Origin of the sequence: Streptomyces sp. NPDC050315, assembly GCF_040655775.1 — a bacterium.
Taxonomy (GTDB): domain Bacteria; phylum Actinomycetota; class Actinomycetes; order Streptomycetales; family Streptomycetaceae; genus Streptomyces.
In genome coordinates this window covers 78,612-95,491 of record NZ_JBFAKN010000014.1, presented here as the reverse complement: position 1 = coordinate 95,491, position 16,880 = coordinate 78,612, and the positions used below count along the sequence as shown (strand labels likewise).

The window sequence follows — 16,880 nt, the reverse complement described above, 5'->3', positions numbered from 1 at the left end:
TCGGTGACCTGGGCGAACGCCGCACCGAACAGCTCGGCCAAGGTCTCGTCCCACTGGTCGGGGACCACGCCGCGCACGTCGTACGCCTTCACGATCTGCGACAGATCAGCCACAGCCACCCTCCTGAGGTTCTCTTCGGGGCCCCCAAGCTACCGGGAAGATCTGTGGACCGGCCGTGAACCATCGGTGAACGACGGCCCGTAGGTCGGCATCCGGCCCGAAACCGACTGTCCGGCGCGGCGGAAGCCGACCCTCACGGCAGCATCCAGCCCAGTACCGCCGTGCTCTGCGCCAGCACGATCAGGCACATCACGAGCAGGAGCAGCAGGCTCCACGGGAGGACCTTGCGGAGCAGATCGCCCTCGCGGCCCGCGAGACCGACGGCGGCACAGGCGATGGTGAGGTTCTGCGGGGAGATCATCTTGCCGAGGACGCCGCCGGAGCTGTTGGCCGCGGCGAGGAGTTCGGGCGAGAGGCCGGACTGCTGGGCCGCGGTGACCTGCAGGGCGCCGAACAGGGCGTTGGCGGAGGTGTCGGAGCCGGAGACGGCGACGCCGAACCAGCCCAGTACGGGCGAGAGGAAGGCGAGGCCCGCGCCGGCCGCGGCGACGAAGTGGCCGATGGTGGCGGCCTGGCCCGAGAGGTTCATGACGTAGGCCAGGGCGAGGACGGACGTCACGGTGAGGATGGCGAAACGCAGTTCGTGGACTGTGGCCAGCCATTCCTTGGCGGCGGCGCGCGCCCGTACGCCGAGGACGGCCGCGGTGATCACGCCCGCGAGGAGGACGAGCGTGCCGCCGGTGGCGACCAGCGGGAGCGTCAGGACGTTGCCGCCGACCGGCTTGCCGTCGGGCCCCGCGACGTTCAGCAGCGGCCAGTCGAAGGACCGGGTGGCGGCCGCCGCCCAGTCCTTGAACGGCGGTATCTGCACGAGCGAGAAGATGACGATGATCAGGCCGTACGGGGCGTACGCGCGGACCGTCTCGCGGCGGCTGTCGCGCACGTCGAGGTCCTCGCTGCGGGCGCCGGTCAGGACGGCTTCGCGTACGGGGGCGGCGGCGGGGCGCCGGGCGGCGGGCACCGCGACCAGCGCGGCGGCGCCGATCAGCGCCGCGCCGATGTCGGCGAGCTGCGCCGAGACGTAGTTGGCGGCGGCGAACTGGGTGGCGGCGAAGGCGACGCCGCAGGCGAGCGCGGGCAGCCAGGTCTCGCGCAGGCCGCGGCGGCCGTCCACGAGGGCGACGAGCAGCAGGGGGACGATCAGCGCGAGCAGCGGCGTCTGGCGGCCGACGACGGAGGCGACGGAGTCCAGCGGGAGGCCGGTGACCTGGGCGAGGGTGACGACGGGGGTGCCCATGGCGCCGAACGCGACGGGGGCGGTGTTGGCGACGAGCGCGACGACCGCCGCCTTGACGGGGTCGAAGCCGAGGGCGACCAGCATCACGGCGCTGATGGCGACGGGCGCACCGAAGCCCGCGAGGGCTTCCAGGAGCGCGCCGAAGCAGAAGGCGATGACGAGCGCCTGGATACGGGGGTCGGCGGAGAGCCGGGAGAAGGAGCGGCGGAGGACGTCGAAGTGCTGGGTGCGGACCGTCATCCGGTACACCCAGAGGGCGTTGACGACGATCCACATGATGGGGAAGAGCCCGAAGACGGCGCCCTGCACCGCGCCGGACAGCGCCTGCGTGACGGGCATGCCGGAGCCCAACGAGGCGGTGAGCAGGGCGACGGCGAGGCCGATGAGGCCCGCGTGGTGGGCGCGCATCCGTACGGCGCCGAGCAGGACCAGGACGGTGATCAGCGGCAGGGCCGCGACGAGCGCGGACAGGGCGAGCGAATCGGCGATCGGCTGAAGCTGCTGGACGAACACTCCGGACATGCGGCCTCCCCGGCGGCGTGGCGGCTCCCCCACTCCTTCCGGCATGCGGAAGGCGATCTCGCAGGAGTGGACGAATGGTCGTGTCCGCGCCAAGCCGGAGTCAATGGGCCGTCATGAACCGATTCAAGAACCGAGTCATGAACCCAGTCATGGACCGAGTCATGAACTGACTGCCGATCAGAGGTGATCGCGCGTCAGGAGCAGACGCGGTCGGCAGGCAGAAACGAATGCGCCGCGGAAACGGCCGAAAACCGGCGGTTGTTGAGCCGTGTCGGCTCCAACAGGGGCGCGCTCAGGAGTCCGGGGAACGGAGCACGCGCAGATGCCCGCGGCGGGCGACCTCCATGGGGTCGGCCTCACGGGGGCCTGCCGCCTCGGGTCCGCCGACCGTACGTTCCTGCGGACGCGCCGCTTCCCGCACCGCGTTGGCGAGTGCTTCGAGGTCGTCACCGCTCGGCTGGACCGCGCCGGGATCGGCGGCCAGCCGGACGACCTCCCAGCCGCGCGGCGCGGTCAGGCGCTCGGAGTGCTCGGCACACAGGTCGTAACAGTGGGGTTCCGCGTAGGTGGCGAGCGGGCCGAGCACAGCGGTCGAATCCGCATAGACGTACGTCAGCGTTGCGACGGCGGGACGGCCGCACGCAGTGCGCGAACAGCGACGTACAGGGCTCACGACGTTGGACGGTACCGCACTCTTGAGCGGGCCGCGACGACTCTCCACGACCTCACCCGGCCGTGTCGTCCCGGTTCGCCCGACCTGTCTGACCTGCGCACGCTCGGCCTGACCTGCGTCGAGAACCCGTTGCCGCCCGAGTGGGGGCGATGATTCCCCTCCTCACTCCAGTCAATTCGTGTCATTTCGCGGGCGTTACGCGAGCGTTCGGCGGTCACATCGGCCCGGATGAACGAACGGAACAGAACTCGGACCGATCAGTGAGCGACATGAGGCGGACGGGGCAAGAGTTCGGCCGTCCCCGGCCCGCGGCGGCTACGCTCGTGATTGATGGACAGCCCCGTACCTCCCCCGGCCGGCGCCGGGGGCAACCCCAGCCCGACGGAGCCGCGTCCGCGCCGCCGCGATCGCCACGGCCGCGGGATGCGCGGCCCGATCGCCCCGCCCCAGGTACCGCTCTCGGTGAGCCGTGCCGACGCCTTCGTGGACCTCGTGCACGACTCCGTGGAGCGGCTGGAGCGGCGCTGGCCGCAGCTGTCGGAGGTGGAGTTCTCGGTGCGCGAGGTGCCCCGGCTGGGGCCCGGCGGGGACGAGGGGTTCGCGGCGGACGAGGACACGGTGCCGCTGGGCAGGGTGCTGCCCTCGGAGGCCGGCCGCCGGGACCGGATCGTGGTCTACCGGCGTCCGGTGGAGATCCGTACGAAGAACCGCGAGGAGCGGGCGCTCCTCGTGCACGAGGTCGTCGTCGAACAGGTCGCGGAGCTGCTGGGGCTGGCCCCGGAGTCGGTCGATCCCCGGTACGGGCAGGACTGAACAGGACTGAAACGGGCCCCTCGGGAGTCATCTCCCCAGGGGCCCGCTCCGGTCCGGCCGCTCAGTCGTTCAGTACCGACATGTTCCAGCCCGACGTCGGCACCTCGACCGTGCCGCGGTCGTCCGGCAGGGTCTGGACGGTGAAGCTCTGGACGCCGCCGTGCGGCAGCGCGAGCGTGCGCGCCGCATAGACCGGCCCGCCGCCCTTCTCCGGCTCCACAGTGAGCGCATAGGTGCCCTTGAGGCCGTTCGGGCGCGGCGGCTCGACGGCGAGCGTGCTGCCGCCCTTGACCGTGTACGTCTTGGAAACCGGGCTGCCGCCCTCGCTGCCCGCCGACGCGGTGACCTTCACCCGCACGTCCTTGCCCTTCTGCGGGGCGACGAGCGAGAGCGTGCTGCCCTTGGCACGGTTGTCGGCCGCGGTGGCGCGGTCGCCGACCGGCTTCGTCGCGGGGATGAACGCCATCTCCTGGTCCGCGCCCTTGCCCCGGGTGACCCGCAGCGCGGCGGCGACCGGCGCCTTGGAGCCCTCGGCCGGCGTGAGGATCAGCGAGCCCGCCTCCCCCTTGGTGAGGTTCTTCAGGTCGACCGCGGTGGTCATCCCGCTCTTCAGGTGCAGCGTCTCCAACCCGGCCGGCACGATCGCGCCGGTGGGCGTCGCGAGCTGCACCTTCAGGTCGGCGTCGGCGGAACCGGGGGCGAGGGCCACCAGCCGTACGGAGGTGGCGTCGGCCGGGATGCCCGGCAGTACCAGCCCGGAGGCGCCGGAGGCCGGGTCGGCGGCGGCCGGCAGCCAGTCGCCGCCGGTCTTCTCGTCGGCGGCCTGCATGGCCGCGCCGACGCGGCCCTCACGGGCGATCACGTGCAGCGCCACGTTGGTGGCGCGGGTGTCGGAGAGCGTGGAGAGCAGTACCGGGACGCTGGAGTGCGGCGGCACCTGGATGTCCTCGCCGGACGCCGCCTTCAGGGGGCCGTCCTTGCCGTACAGCTTCAGGTCGACGACGGCGGCGGTGTCGTCGGGGTTGGTGAGGTGGACGTAGTCCTGGCGGTCGGGCGAGGTACTGGCGCCGGGGAACCAGAAGTCGGTGTCCGGAGCGCTGCACGAGGTGCCGAGCAGGCCGCGGCCGACGCCCGCGCTGACGTCGGTGGTCTGCTGGACGCTCCAGCCGGGCGCGAGACCGCCGTCGGCGGCGCCGATGAGGGCGGGCGCGTCCGAGCTGTCGGTGGTCGCGGTGACCGGCGTGCCGGGGGCCTTCAGGGGCGCGACGGGCTTCGCGTCCGCCGCCTTCTTCTTGTCCTTGCCGTCCTTCTTGGCGTCGTCCGCCAGGCCGTCCTCGGCGGGCTGCAGGCTCGCGCTGCCCTTGCCGGCCCCGGCGCCCTTGGGCGTGAAGGCGGTGTACGTCGTCTCGCCGACCTCGGAGGAGGTCGGGGCCGGGCACATCAGCGCGGAGCGCTGTACGGGCAGCCTGGTGGCCTTCGAGGCGGTGGGCTCCGCGCCGTCTCCGGGCGCCGCGACGGCGGCGACACCGGTGACGGCGGCGAGCGCGACGACCGCGCCGATCAGGGACATGGTGGTGCGGTTCACTGCTGGTCGCTCCCGTCGCGGCGGGGCTCGCGGTACGAGCCGTCGTGCGTGGTGCCGTCGTACACCGTGCCGTCCCCGTAGGGCTGCTGCTGCCCGTAGCCGTACGGGTCGTAGACGCCGGCCCCGTATGCCTGCTGGGCGTACGGGTCGGGCTGGTACGGGTCGGCTGGCGCGTACGGCTGCCCGTACTGCGCGGCCTGGTAGGGATCGGCACCCTGGCCGCCCTGCCAGTCCTGGTACGGCGGCTGCTGCGGCATCTCGGGCACGGCCTGCTGCGGGACGCCCTGCGCGGCCGCATAGGGGTCGGCGGCGTACGGGTCGCCCTGGGCAGCGGCGTACGGGTCGGCCTGCGGGGCGCTCGCCGCATACGGATCGGCACCGTCCCGGGCGCCGGGCACGGCCGCCTCCGGCTTCTGCGCTGCCGCCGCCTCCTGGGCCGCGCGCAGCCTACGGGCGCGGCGGCCCTCGCCCTCGATGGGCTCCGCGGGCACAGCCGCCGCGAGGCCCTCCTCGGGCAGGTCGTCGTCGACGTCCCGGCGGCGGCCCGGCAGGGCCATGACCACCAGCACGACGGCGAGCAGGCCCTGTGCCGTCATCCAGAGGGTGTGGGTGAGCGGGCTCTCGTGGGTGAGGTCCAGCCGGCCCCCCGTGGCGGGCAGCTCGAAGCCCTGCGCCCAGCCGTCCACCGTGACCGGCTGCAGCGGCTTGCCGTCCAGCGTGGCCTGCCAGCCCTCGTCGGCGGCGTCCGCGAGGCGCAGCACCCGCCCCTCGGGCCCGGCGGGCACCTTCGTGTGCGCGTCGACCGGGTCGGCGGCGACCGCGACCGGCGCGGCGGCCGTACCGGCCTGCGGGGCGCCGCTCTTCGTACCGCTGACGATGGAGATCCGGGAGACCCGGCGGTCCACCCGCCACAGGGCGCTGCCGTCCTCCTGGCTCATCCGGGTCAGGCCCGGCGTGGCGTCCAGGGTGCGGCCCATCTCGCGCGGGGCGCCGTCCTTGACCAGGACGTACCGCACGGCGTAGCCGCCGAGCCGGTCGGTCTGGTCGGCGCCGGAGCCCGCGACCAGGTTGGCGACGATGTCGTTCAGGCGGCTGTCCTCGCCGGCCTCGGCCGCGATGTCGGCGTCACCGAGGCGCGCGCCGGAGCCGCGCACGAGGGAGTACGCGACGTGCCCCGCGTCACCGTCCAGGACGAGGGTGCGGGGGCGGTCGGCACTGCCGGACTCCTCGGCCACGAACGCCGGGACCTGCTCGGGGCTGCGGCGCTCCACGGGGCCCGCGGCGCCGCCGATCATCCAGCTGACCGCCGCCCACACCGGGGCCAGCGCGGCGGCCAGCGCGATCAGCACGGCCACCGGCTGCTTCCAGCCGAAGCCGAGGGACATCATGCGGGTCCGGATGCCCTCGGCGCCGACCGCGGCGGCGCACAGCAGCGCCAGGCCGTAGACCAGCGCGGGCGGCCCGGCCCAGCCGGAGCCGTTGGCCAGGCCCGCGAAGAGCAGCGCGACCAGGCCGGCGACCCAGGCGGTACGGATGGTGCGCTGCCGCTCGCCGCGCAGCAGCGCGCCCAGGGCGGCGAGCACGACGCCGAGCAGCAGGACGCTGCCGTACGCCTTGGGGCCGCCGGGGCTGAACCCGAGCAGGTCCAGCCAGTCGGCCTGGCCGGGCTTCGAGGCGAGCCCGGCCTCCAGGAAGAAGCGGGACGGCTCGGTCAGCAGCGACAGCGACCAGGGCGCGAGCACGACCATCGGGGAGACGACGACGGCGAGGAAGCGCAGCGCGTACGCCACGATCTTGTCGCGGTTGCCGTCCAGGAAGCGCAGCACCAGGAGGCCGAGGCCGAGGAGGACGGCGATCGGCCAGACGATCGGGGTGAAGGCCGTGGTGAAGGTCAGCAGCAGCGCGTACGCCCAGGCGGCGCGGAAGCTCGGCCGCACGCCCGGCGCGAGCCGCAGCCCGCTCGCGGCGACCGCGGCGCGGGCCATCAGCGGCAGCAGGATGGCCAGTACGGCGGTGCCGATGCGGCCGCCGGCCAGCGCGCCGGTCGCGGCGGGCAGGAAGGCGTACGCCACGGCGGCCCAGGCCCGCAGCAGGCGCGAGGCGACCAGCGGCCGGGAGGCGAAGTACGCGGTCAGCCCGGCCAGCGGCACGGAGCAGACCAGCAGCAGCGTGACGGCGAAGCCGGTACTGCCGAAGAAGACGCTCGCCACGAGGGCGACGACCGCGAGGTAGGGCGGCGCCGAGGCGGTGGAGCCGATGCCGACGTCGTGCCAGCTGTGGAAGTACCGCGCCCACAGGTCGGAGACGTCGCCGGGCGCGGGCAGCAGGCCGCCGCCGGTCAGCGCGCCGCCGCCGAGCAGGCCGCGGCAGGCGATCAGCGAGACGAGGAGCAGGACGACGAAGAGGACGGGCGCGGGCCGGCGGGCGATCCGCTTCAGCCGCGCGAACTGCTCGACCTCCAGGAAGTCCGCGTCGTCGCCGCCGGGCCCGGACTCCACGGCGCCGTGCCGGCCGCCGGCGGAGGCGTCGGGCGCGGCACGCCCGGCGAAGTTGCTGGCGACCTGTTCGGCGGTGGCCCGTACGGTCGCGCCGGGCGGCGGGAAGAGCGGGCGCAGCTCGCTCGCCTCGACCGCGGGCTTCCCGCGTCTGCGCCGGGCCGCCATGATCTTGCCGGGCCGCAGCAGGGTGCCGAAGAGCCCGGCGAGTTCGTCCAGCGCCTGGCCCGGGACCTTGCCGACGAGGTAGGCGAGGACGCGCAGGAAGGTGCCGAGGACCAGGCGGAGCAGTACGTACGGCAGTATCGCGCCGCGGGTGTTGGCCAGCAGGGTGTAGACGGCACCGGCCTTGTCGACGCGGTGCGGGCCCGCCACGGAGCGGCCGACGCAGTCGATCGGCCGCCGCTCGCGGGAGGCCGCCTCGGCGTGCCGCAGTACCGCGTCCGGCGCGATGAGCACCTGGTGTCCGGCGGCCTGGGCGCGCCAGCACAGGTCCACGTCGTCGCGCATCAGCGGCAGCCGGCGGTCGAAGCCGCCGAGCTGCTCGTAGACGTCGCGGCGGATGAGCATGCCGGCGGTGGAGACGGAGAGCACTGAGCGCACCTGGTCGTGCTGGCCCTGGTCCTGTTCGCGGCGGTCCAGGCCGGTCCAACGGCGGCCGGAACGGGCAATGCTGACGCCGGCTTCGAGGAGCTGCCTGCGGTCGTACCAGCTGCGCAGCTTCGGCCCGACGATCACGGTGGAGGGGCTGGCATCGGCGACGCGCAGCAGTTCGGCGAGCGCGTCGGGGGCCGGCGCGCAGTCGTCGTGCAGCAGCCAGAGCCACTGCACGGGCTCGCCGTGCGGCAGGTCCGGCATGTCGTACGCCTCGTCGCGCCAGGTCCTGGTGACCGGGTCCCAGCCGCTGGGGCGCTTGAGGTAGGGCAGGTCGTCGGGGGTGAGCACCGGCGCGGCGCGGACCGCCTCGTCGACGGCGGTGCCGAAGCCGGAGCGGCGGGCGAGGTGCAGCACCCGCTCGTCACCGAGGGCTTCGGTCAGCAGCCGGGCGGAGTCGTCCGCGCTGCCGGTGTCGGCGCCGATGACGTTCTGCACCGGGCGCTCCTGGCCGAGCAGGCCGTCGAGCGCGTCGGGCAGCCAGCGCGCGCCGTCGTGCGAAACGATCACGGCGGTGACGACATGCCGCGGGAACTGTGGCGCGGCGGCTTCGTATGAGGCGGCCTGGGCCGCCGACTGGCTGTGCACGGACATCGAGGTACGGGCCCTCCGGACCCGGGGCTGCCGTCTCCCGCGGCGGGCGGGCCGCTGCGGGGTGTGGCCCCCGGAAGACACTGCGATGGACTGCGATGGACTGCGCTGGACGCGCGCTCACCATGCGGGTGTTGGTGCGTCTCGGACGGAGCCCCACACTAATGGTTCGCGCGGGCGCGTCTGCCGGGTCCGTACGCGGTGCCCGTCCGGCCGCGTGACCGGCCGTGCGACCGGCCGTGCGACTGGCTGCGGAAACAGCACTCCGCCCCCGGCCGGTGGCCGGGGGCGGAGTGGGTGCTCGTCGTCTTCCGCGGTGGCGGTGCCGGTCCGTCGACCGGCGGGTGTGCGCTGTGCCGACCGGGGCCGAGCGTCTGCCGCCCGGGCCGTCGCGGTCGGGCTTCAGACCGCGGCCTTCTTCAGCCGGCGCCGCTCGCGCTCGGACAGACCGCCCCAGATGCCGAAGCGTTCGTCATTGGCAAGAGCGTATTCAAGACATTCGGAACGGACCTCACAGGCGAGGCAGACCTTCTTCGCCTCGCGGGTGGAGCCGCCCTTTTCCGGGAAGAAGGACTCGGGATCGGTCTGTGCGCACAGCGCGCGCTCCTGCCAGCCGAGCTCCTCGTCCGCCTCCTCGACCAGCAATTCTTCGAACAGCTCGGTCATGTGCGCCCCTCGTCTGTCATTGCGTCCCCGTGATGTTGCCGTTACCGATGACGGCTGAACGACACGAGTGAAATTACAAGTGTGCCGATCCGGGCCAGTCAAGCCGAGATCTGCTATTGGGCCCCTTATTCACTCTGCGGAACCAAGGGTATGCGGTAAGTGTTCAAATCGGCAAAAACCAGGACAAACATTCGCCTCACACATCCCGCACCCCCCTTCTTCCCCTGAAGGACTCAACGGACAGCGATCACGTTGCACTCCAGTACCAGAAGCGGGCTTGATCACATTCAGATCACGGAACCGCAACGGCGTTTGGCGACACAACTGATGGGCCACCTCTCCCGGCCATCGGGTGCACAAACCTTTCGTCGGTCGCAGTTAACCGGATGAGGTGAAACATTTACCACAATCCAGACATCCGGTTGACACGGCCGCCAAGTACCCGCTCTCCTTGACTCCATGCCAGTGACGCCCGCGCCCCGCCTGACCCGTTCCTACGGGTCCCGCTGCGCTGCCCAGGCTCGCTGTCGCTGTTGCAGCTGTTGACGCTTCCGAGCTCCAGCTTTCTTTCTTCCCCGCACCACGCCTGAGCGCCGCCCGGCGCCGCCGTACGACGCACCGCGCCGCACGGCCCTTGCGCAGCCTCTCTTCTTCTTCCGAGGAACCAGAAGTCCATGAACAGCGACAGTGACCTCCAGATCGCCGGCGACATCTTCGAGGTCAGCCATCTCCTCCAGCCCGCACGCGAGCACCCCGCGACCGTGGCCGAATTCGCCGGGCTCGCCCGTTCGATCGCCGCCGACCGCGCCCAGTGGGCGCATCTGATCGAGTACGACGCCACCACCCGCTGGTACCACCGCCTGCGTACCGGGCCCGGCTACGAGGTCTGGCTGCTGAGCTGGCTGCCCGGCCAGGGCAGCGGCCGCCACGACCACGGCCCGTCCTCCGGCGTACTGACCCTGCTGGAAGGCGAGTTGACCGAGCGCGCGAAGAGCGGGGACCGCGAGCTGACCCCCGGCTCGCAGCGGGTCTTCGCGCCGGGCTACGTCCACGAGGTCGTCAACAACTCCCTCGCACCCGCCGTCAGCCTGCACATCTACTTCCCGGGCCTGACGGACATGCCGATGCACAGCGCGCAGTGCTCGCCCGCGCTCCAGAAGGCGCCCGCGCCCTGACATGCTGGGGCCATGCGCATTGTGGTTCTCGCCGGCGGCATCGGCGGCGCCCGCTTTCTGCGGGGACTGAAGGCAGCGGCTCCGGACGCGGAGATCACGGTCATCGGCAACACCGGTGACGACATCCATCTGTTCGGGCTGAAGGTCTGCCCGGACCTGGACACCGTGATGTACACGCTCGGCGGCGGCATCAACGAGGAACAGGGCTGGGGGCGTACGGACGAAACCTTCCGCGTGAAGGAGGAGTTGGCCGCCTACGGAGTCGGACCGGAGTGGTTCGGGCTCGGTGACCGGGACTTCGCCACGCACATCGTCCGTACGCAGATGATGAGCGCGGGCTATCCGCTCAGTGCCGTCACCGAGGCGCTGTGCGACCGCTGGCAGCCGGGCGTACGGCTGATCCCGATGACCGACGACCGGGTCGAGACCCATGTCGCCATCGAGGAGGACGGCGAGAAGAAGGCCGTGCACTTCCAGGAGTACTGGGTCCGGCTGCGCGCCTCCGTACCGGCGCAGGCCGTCGTCCCGGTCGGCGCCGATCAGGCCAAGCCCGCGCCCGGCGTGCTGGAGGCCATCGGCGCCGCCGACGTGATCCTCTTCCCGCCGTCCAACCCGGTCGTCAGCGTCGGCACGATCCTGGCGATCCCCGGCATCCGCGAGGCGATCGCGGAGGCCGGCGCGCCGGTCGTCGGCCTCTCCCCCATCGTCGGCGACGCGCCGGTGCGCGGCATGGCCGACAAGGTGCTGGCCGCGGTCGGCGTCGAGTCGACGGCTTCGGCCGTGGCCGCCCACTACGGCATGGGGCTGCTGGACGGCTGGCTCGTGGACACGGTCGACGCGGAGAAGGCCGCCGAGGTGGAGGCCGCCGGTATCCGCTGCCGTGCGGTGCCGCTGATGATGACCGACCTGGAGGCGACGGCGGCGATGGCCCGCGAGGCGCTGGCGCTGGCCGAAGAGGTACGGGCGTGACCGCCGGGCCGCAGGACGCGCCCGCGACCACGCGCGCCCCGTACGACGCGCCCGCCGAGGAGGCACCCTCGTACCGCGTCTGGGCGCTGCCCGGCATCCCCGAGGTGCGCCCCGGCGACGACCTCGCCAAGCTGATCGCCGCCGCGGCCACCGGGTCCGGGATGCCGGGCCTGGCCGACGGCGACGTGCTGCTGGTCACCTCGAAGATCGTCAGCAAGGCCGAGGACCGGATCGTGCGGGCGGACGACCGCGAGGCCGCCATCGACCGGGAGGCCGTACGGGTCGTGGCGCGGCGCGGCACGCTGCGCATCGTCGAGAACCGCAACGGCCTGGTCATGGCCGCCGCCGGGGTGGACGCCTCGAACACGCCGCAGGGCACGGTTCTGCTGCTGCCCGAGGACCCGGACGCCTCGGCGCGGGCCATCCGGGCCGGGCTGCGCGAGGCGCTCGGCGTGGACGTCGGCGTGATCGTCACCGACACCTTCGGGCGGCCCTGGCGCAGTGGCCTGACGGACGTCGCCATCGGCGCGGCGGGCGTGCGGGTCCTGGAGGACCTGCGCGGCAGCACCGACAGCCACGGCAATCCGCTCGGCGTCACGGTCGTCGCCACGGCCGATGAGCTGGCGAGCGCGGGTGACCTGGTCAAGGGCAAGGCGGGCGGGCTGCCGGTCGCGGTGGTCCGGGGGCTGCCGCACGTGCTGTCGTCCGCGCGGGGCGCCGGTGGCGCCGGTCGCGCCGATGGCGCGGAGAGTGCGGCGGGCGCGGAGGGTGCGGCGGGCGCGGATGATCTCGGGGCGCGGGCGCTGGTGCGGTCCCCCGCCGATGACATGTTCCGGCTCGGTACGTCCGAGGCCGTACGGGAAGCGGTGACGCTGCGGCGGACGGTCCGGCAGTTCACCGACGATCCGGTGGACGGCGGCGCCGTACGGCGCGCGGTCGCGGCCGCCATGACCGCGCCCGCGCCGCACCACACCACTCCGTGGCGCTTCGTTCTGCTGGAGTCCGAGGAGTCCAGGACGCGGCTGCTGGATGCGATGCGGGACGCGTGGCGCGCGGATCTGCGCGGCGACGGGAAGTCCGAGGAGTCGGTGGCCAAGCGGGTGCGGCGTGGCGATGTGCTGCGGAATGCGCCGTATCTGGCGGTGCCGTGTCTGGTCATGGACGGGGCGCATACGTACGACGGGCCGGATGCGGCGGCGGATGCGCGGCGGAATGCGGCTGAGCGGGAGATGTTCGTGGTCGCGGCCGGGGCGGGGGTGCAGAACTTCTTGGTCGCGCTGGCTGGGGAGCGGCTGGGGTCGGCCTGGGTGTCCTCGACGATGTTCTGTCGGGATGTCGTGCGGGATGTTCTTGGGCTGCCGGGTGACTGGGACCCGATGGGGGCGGTGGCCATTGGGCGGCCGGCGGGGGTTCCTGGGCCGCGGCCGGCGCGGGAGGTTGCGGACTTCGTCGTGGTGCGGTGAGGGCGCCTTCGGCGGGTGGCCGGCTGCCCGCCGGTGGGGGTGCCGCTGTGCCCACCCGTGCCGCCCTAGCGGCACGTATGCCCACAGCTGGGTGGGAGGGGAGGCGGAGGCGGAGGCGGCTACCCGCAGCCGGGTGGGGCGGAGGCGGCTACCCGCAGCTGGGTGGGAGGGGAGACCCGGGGGCCCGCAGTGGCGGGGTGCGGGTGCTACAGCCGGGCGATGTCGCGCGGCGAGTAGCGGGGGGCTCGGCGTGGGGGGACTCGGCCCGATAGGAGGAGGTAGCGGGTTGCTCGGTGGCGTTGGCCGTCGTACGGGGTGAGCAGGTCGAGCATCTCGTCGTCCGTGCCGTGCATCCGGCCCGTGAGGGCGTATACCGCGATGCGCGGTAGGTGGAGGTCGCCGAGGGTGAGGGCGTCGGGGGCGCCGTTGGAGCGCTGGAGGGCCTCTGCCGCCGTCCATGGGCCGATGCCCGGGACCAGCTGGAGGCGGTGCAGGGCGTCCGGGAGGTCCATGTGCGCCGCCTCCTCCAGGCGGCGGGCGACCCGCGCGGCGCGCACGATCGTGTCGGAGCGCTTGGCGTCGACGCCCGCGCGGTGCCACTCCCAGGACGGGATCATCGCCCAGCCGCGCGCGTCCGGCAGCACCCGCAGCCGCTCGTGCGGGCCGGGCGCCGGCTCGCCGAACCGCTGCAGGAGCAGCCGCCAGGCCCGGTACGCCTCGTCGCTGGTGACCTTCTGCTCCAGGATCGAGGGGATGAGTGACTCAAGGACGAGGCCGGTGCGGGCCAGGCGCAGACCGGGGTTGCGGCGGTGTGCTTCGTGGACGATGCGGTGGCGGGCCGTGAAAGCCGATGGGTCGTCCAACTCGCCGAGGAGGGACGGGAGTTGGTCCAGCATCCAGTCCGCGCCCGGGCCCCAGGCCTCGGCTTCGACGCACGCCTCCGAAGGGCGCGCCGCGACCTTGAGCGTCACCGGCCCGTCGGGCGTGCGGGTGGCCCGCCAGACGATGCCGCCCTCCACCCGGTACGCGGGATCGCCCGGTCCGCGGCCCAGCACACCGAGGGTGCGCAGGAGGTCGTACGGGCCGGGCGGGGCCCAGGTGCGGATGCGGGGCATCCGTTCAGCGTACGGGAGCGGGGCGACGCGCCCGCCGCCCCGCCGTCACACTGCGGCGGCCATCAGGCGCTCCCGCCGTCACACCGTGGCGGCCGTCACTGGTCCGAGGAGAAGCGGACCGCCCCGGCCGGCAGCTCCGCGCCGCACCACACGCGGACACCGTCGCGCAGCTCGTTGTCCGCGCCGACGGTGGCCCCGTCGCCGATGACCGCGCCGTGCAGGACCGTACGGGCGCCGACCCGGGCCCCGGCCCCGATGAGCGAGTCGTGGATCTGGGCGCCGGGCTCGACGACCGCGTCCGCCAGCACCGTGCTGCCCACGACGCGCGCGCCCGCGCCGACCCGGGCGCCCGCGCCGACGACCGTGCCGCCGCTGAGCTTGGCGTCCGCGGCGACGTCGGCGCCGTCCAGTACGAGGTGTTCGCCGCGCCGCCCGGGGACGGCCGGGGAGGGCGCGTGGCCGAGTACCAGGTCGGCGGAGCCGCGGACGAAGGCCTGCGGGGTGCCCAGGTCGAGCCAGTAGGTGGAGTCGACCATGCCCTGGAGGTGGGCGCCGGACTCCAGCAGGCCGGGGAAGGTCTCGCGCTCGACGGAGACCGGGCGGCCCTGCGGGATGGCGTCGATCACGGAGCGATTGAAGACGTAGGCGCCCGCGTTGATCTGGTCGGTGACGATCTCCTCGGGGGTCTGCGGCTTCTCCAGGAAGGCGGTGACCCGGCCGGTGTCGTCGGTGGGGACGAGACCGTACGCGCGCGGGTCCTCGACCCGGGTGAGGTGCAGCGAGACATCGGCGGAGGTCTCGCGGTGGGTACGGACGAGCGCCGCGATGTCCAGCCCGGTGAGGATGTCGCCGTTGAAGATCAGTACCGGGTCGTCGGGGCCCGAGTGCAGCCGGTGGGCGACGTTGCGGATCGCGCCGCCGGTGCCGAGCGGCTCCTTCTCGGTGACGTATTCGAGATGAAGGCCCCATTCCGCCCCATCACCGAAATACGGCTCGAAAACCTCGGCGAGGTAGGAAGTGGCGAGCACGATGTGCTCCACGCCCGCCGCGCGGGCCCGGGCCAGCTGATGCGTCAGGAACGGCACACCCGCGGCCGGGACCATGGGCTTGGGCGTGTGCACCGTCAGCGGACGCAGCCGGGTGCCCTTGCCGCCGACCAGAAGGATCGCTTCAGTCACCTTTGTGTTCTCTGCTTCCTGGTGGGGTCGGCCGGACGGCGGACCAGTGTAGGCAGACGGTTTGCCCGCTTTGCCAGCGGGCTTACCCGCCAGTAGACGGGATGTTCCGGCGCCGCCCGGCCTGGGCGCCCGTGCAGGTCACGGGCGCCGACCCCGGGCCCTCAGCGCCCCTGGAAGCGGGCGGAGGCGGTGCGCGCCGAGCCGAGTGTGCCGTACAGCGCGGCCCCTGGGCAGCTCGTCACATATCCGTCCCTGTGTCCGGAGATGACATTCAGCCGGACTTTGGTTCCCTTCTTGTAACGGTTGTTGCCTGCCGAGGTCAGAGTGGCTTTTCCGTTCGGATCGCGGCCGTGCAGCCCCAGCTTCCAGGCGGTGAGCTTGCCGAGCACGTCGAGCGCGGGGGCCGGTGGCTTGGCCTTGTCGAAGGTGCCGATGACGGCGATGCCGGTGGTGTCGTTGTTGAAGCCGAGGGTGTGGGCGCCCACGACGGGTCTGGCGACGCCGCCGGCCCGCCCCTCGAAGACCGCGCCGCACTTGTCGATCAGGAAGTTGTACCCGATGTCCCGCCAGCGGTTGCTCTTGACGTGGTACCGGTAGATGCCGCGGACGATCGCCCCGGACTCGTTGCAGGCGTAGCCGTTGCCGGTGGCGCTGTGGTGCACGAACGCCGCCTTGACGGTCTTGCTGTATCCGAACTTGGGCTCCCGCAGCTGCTCGTTGGCGCCCCAGCCGAGCCTGGTGATGATCGCCGGCCGCGGCCCGACCTTCGGCTGCGGCACGGGCGCCGCCTGCGACTGCGGCGCGGCGCCGCTCTGCGGTTGCGGCACGGGCGCCTGGCCGCGCGCCTCCCCGCCGGCCGCCGCCAGGTCGGCCTGCAGGGCGTTCGCGGGCGCGGCCGGGATGGTGGTGGCGCCCGGCTGCGCGAGCCCGGCGTTGGCCTCCGCGCTGTCCGCCGCCGCCTGCCCGGCGGCGGCGTTCGGCGCGGGATCGCGCGGCTTGGCGGGGCGGCCGGGGTCGACCAGCTCCAGGCGCATTCCGTCGGGCAGTTCGGTCACGGCCTGCCGGCCCTGCTCCGGGGCGATCCGCATCTGTACGGCGTCGGAGTCGCCCACCCACAGCGGGGCGGTGCCGCCGCGCGGCTTGTCGCCGCGGCGTTCGGGGGCGTCGAGGTCGGGGGCGTCGTCGTAGTGCGTCTGCACGTCCTGCCAGGCACCCCATCGGTGGCTGCCGGTGGCGCGGGTGCGGACCTGCGGCTGGCCGTGCAGCTCGGCCTCGGCGTCGCTCCAGACGACGCCGACGAGCGAGAAGGGCCGCACGACCTTGACGGGCATCCCCAGGGGCGCGGCCTTGCCGGCCCGGCCCGAATGCCCGCCGGGCAGCGCCCGGTCGCGGTCGCCGAGCCGGACGAGCGGCAGGGACTGGGTGCTGCCGGGAACGTCCGCCGAGGCGGGCCCGGGAGCGGCGGCTGTCCGGGCCGGGGCGGGGTTCGCTCCGGCCGGCAGCGCGAGCGGTACGACGAGGGCCGCGAAGGTCGCGGCGCCGAGCGAAGTGGCAACGAAGGCACGCATGGCAGCGATCCTGTACGCAGTAGGGCAAATCCGCCATTTGGCACCTGACGCCTCAT

General features: G+C 73.3%; 12 protein-coding genes. 4 read left to right on the top strand and 8 right to left on the bottom strand.

Annotated features, from left to right (window positions below):
• Window positions 1-253: 253 nt before the first annotated feature.
• A complete protein-coding gene (locus tag AB0I82_RS35055) occupies window positions 254-1,870 on the bottom strand; it encodes an L-lactate permease (RefSeq protein WP_363261536.1) in 1,617 nt (538 codons plus the stop codon).
• 301 nt (window positions 1,871-2,171) lie between these two features.
• Window positions 2,172-2,600: a DUF3499 domain-containing protein gene (locus AB0I82_RS35050; RefSeq protein ID WP_078601067.1), complete on the bottom strand. Its 429-nt coding sequence runs from the start codon at window positions 2,598-2,600 to the stop codon at window positions 2,172-2,174.
• Window positions 2,601-2,882: 282 nt separating this feature from the next.
• On the opposite strand from AB0I82_RS35050, the gene AB0I82_RS35045 reads away from it, so the two are divergent.
• Window positions 2,883-3,365 (top strand): metallopeptidase family protein, encoded by a 483-nt coding sequence (locus AB0I82_RS35045; protein WP_030266028.1) that lies wholly within the window; start codon window positions 2,883-2,885, stop codon window positions 3,363-3,365.
• A gap of 61 nt (window positions 3,366-3,426) precedes the next feature.
• Here the strand turns inward: AB0I82_RS35045 and AB0I82_RS35040 are convergent, their stop codons facing one another.
• The 3 genes from AB0I82_RS35040 to AB0I82_RS35030 all read right to left on the bottom strand — a co-directional run bounded on the left by AB0I82_RS35040 (window position 3,427) and on the right by AB0I82_RS35030 (window position 9,356).
• On the bottom strand, window positions 3,427-4,950 hold the full coding sequence (locus tag AB0I82_RS35040) for a DUF5719 family protein (RefSeq protein ID WP_363261529.1): 1,524 nt from the start codon (window positions 4,948-4,950) through the stop codon (window positions 3,427-3,429).
• The gene (locus tag AB0I82_RS35035; RefSeq protein ID WP_363261528.1) at window positions 4,947-8,693 is read right to left on the bottom strand and encodes a glycosyltransferase; all 3,747 of its coding nucleotides are present in this window, start codon (window positions 8,691-8,693) and stop codon (window positions 4,947-4,949) included. The genes AB0I82_RS35040 and AB0I82_RS35035 overlap by 4 nt, the downstream gene beginning before the upstream one ends.
• Before the next feature lie 399 nt (window positions 8,694-9,092).
• On the bottom strand, window positions 9,093-9,356 hold the full coding sequence (locus AB0I82_RS35030) for a WhiB family transcriptional regulator (RefSeq protein ID WP_030266018.1): 264 nt from the start codon (window positions 9,354-9,356) through the stop codon (window positions 9,093-9,095).
• A 674-nt stretch (window positions 9,357-10,030) separates the two neighbouring features.
• Between AB0I82_RS35030 and AB0I82_RS35025 the strand changes: the two genes are divergently transcribed.
• The 3 genes from AB0I82_RS35025 to AB0I82_RS35015 are packed head-to-tail and all read left to right on the top strand — an operon-like array spanning window position 10,031 to window position 12,963.
• The gene (locus AB0I82_RS35025; protein ID WP_363261527.1) at window positions 10,031-10,531 is read left to right on the top strand and encodes a cysteine dioxygenase family protein; all 501 of its coding nucleotides are present in this window, start codon (window positions 10,031-10,033) and stop codon (window positions 10,529-10,531) included.
• Window positions 10,532-10,543: 12 nt separating this feature from the next.
• Entirely contained in the window at window positions 10,544-11,500 is a 957-nt protein-coding gene (cofD, locus tag AB0I82_RS35020; RefSeq protein ID WP_363261526.1) for a 2-phospho-L-lactate transferase, read from the top strand.
• Entirely contained in the window at window positions 11,497-12,963 is a 1,467-nt protein-coding gene (locus tag AB0I82_RS35015; RefSeq protein ID WP_363261525.1) for a coenzyme F420-0:L-glutamate ligase, read from the top strand. The genes cofD and AB0I82_RS35015 overlap by 4 nt, the downstream gene beginning before the upstream one ends.
• A gap of 206 nt (window positions 12,964-13,169) precedes the next feature.
• On the opposite strand, the gene AB0I82_RS35010 is transcribed toward AB0I82_RS35015, so the two are convergent.
• The 3 genes from AB0I82_RS35010 to AB0I82_RS35000 all read right to left on the bottom strand — a co-directional run bounded on the left by AB0I82_RS35010 (window position 13,170) and on the right by AB0I82_RS35000 (window position 16,824).
• On the bottom strand, window positions 13,170-14,078 hold the full coding sequence (locus AB0I82_RS35010) for a DNA-3-methyladenine glycosylase 2 family protein (RefSeq protein WP_363261524.1): 909 nt from the start codon (window positions 14,076-14,078) through the stop codon (window positions 13,170-13,172).
• A gap of 95 nt (window positions 14,079-14,173) precedes the next feature.
• Window positions 14,174-15,256 (bottom strand): NDP-sugar synthase, encoded by a 1,083-nt coding sequence (locus tag AB0I82_RS35005; protein WP_363261523.1) that lies wholly within the window; start codon window positions 15,254-15,256, stop codon window positions 14,174-14,176.
• Between the two features lie 161 nt (window positions 15,257-15,417).
• Window positions 15,418-16,824 carry an N-acetylmuramoyl-L-alanine amidase gene (locus AB0I82_RS35000; RefSeq protein WP_363261522.1) on the bottom strand — a complete coding sequence of 469 codons (1,407 nt, stop codon included), beginning with the start codon at window positions 16,822-16,824 and terminating at the stop codon, window positions 15,418-15,420.
• Between the last annotated feature and the right edge of the window lie 56 nt (window positions 16,825-16,880).

Excerpts from the sequence above, each read along its gene's own strand:
- AB0I82_RS35045 (WP_030266028.1), top strand. The coding sequence starts at position 2,883 with ATGGACAGCCCCGTACCTCCCCCGGCCGGCGCCGGGGGCAACCCCAGC.
- AB0I82_RS35030 (WP_030266018.1), bottom strand. The coding sequence starts at position 9,356 with ATGACCGAGCTGTTCGAAGAATTGCTGGTCGAGGAGGCGGACGAGGAG.
- cofD (WP_363261526.1), top strand. The coding sequence starts at position 10,544 with ATGCGCATTGTGGTTCTCGCCGGCGGCATCGGCGGCGCCCGCTTTCTG.
- AB0I82_RS35010 (WP_363261524.1), bottom strand. The coding sequence starts at position 14,078 with ATGCCCCGCATCCGCACCTGGGCCCCGCCCGGCCCGTACGACCTCCTG.
- AB0I82_RS35025 (WP_363261527.1), top strand. The coding sequence starts at position 10,031 with ATGAACAGCGACAGTGACCTCCAGATCGCCGGCGACATCTTCGAGGTC.
- AB0I82_RS35035 (WP_363261528.1), bottom strand. The coding sequence starts at position 8,693 with ATGTCCGTGCACAGCCAGTCGGCGGCCCAGGCCGCCTCATACGAAGCC.
- AB0I82_RS35000 (WP_363261522.1), bottom strand. The coding sequence starts at position 16,824 with ATGCGTGCCTTCGTTGCCACTTCGCTCGGCGCCGCGACCTTCGCGGCC.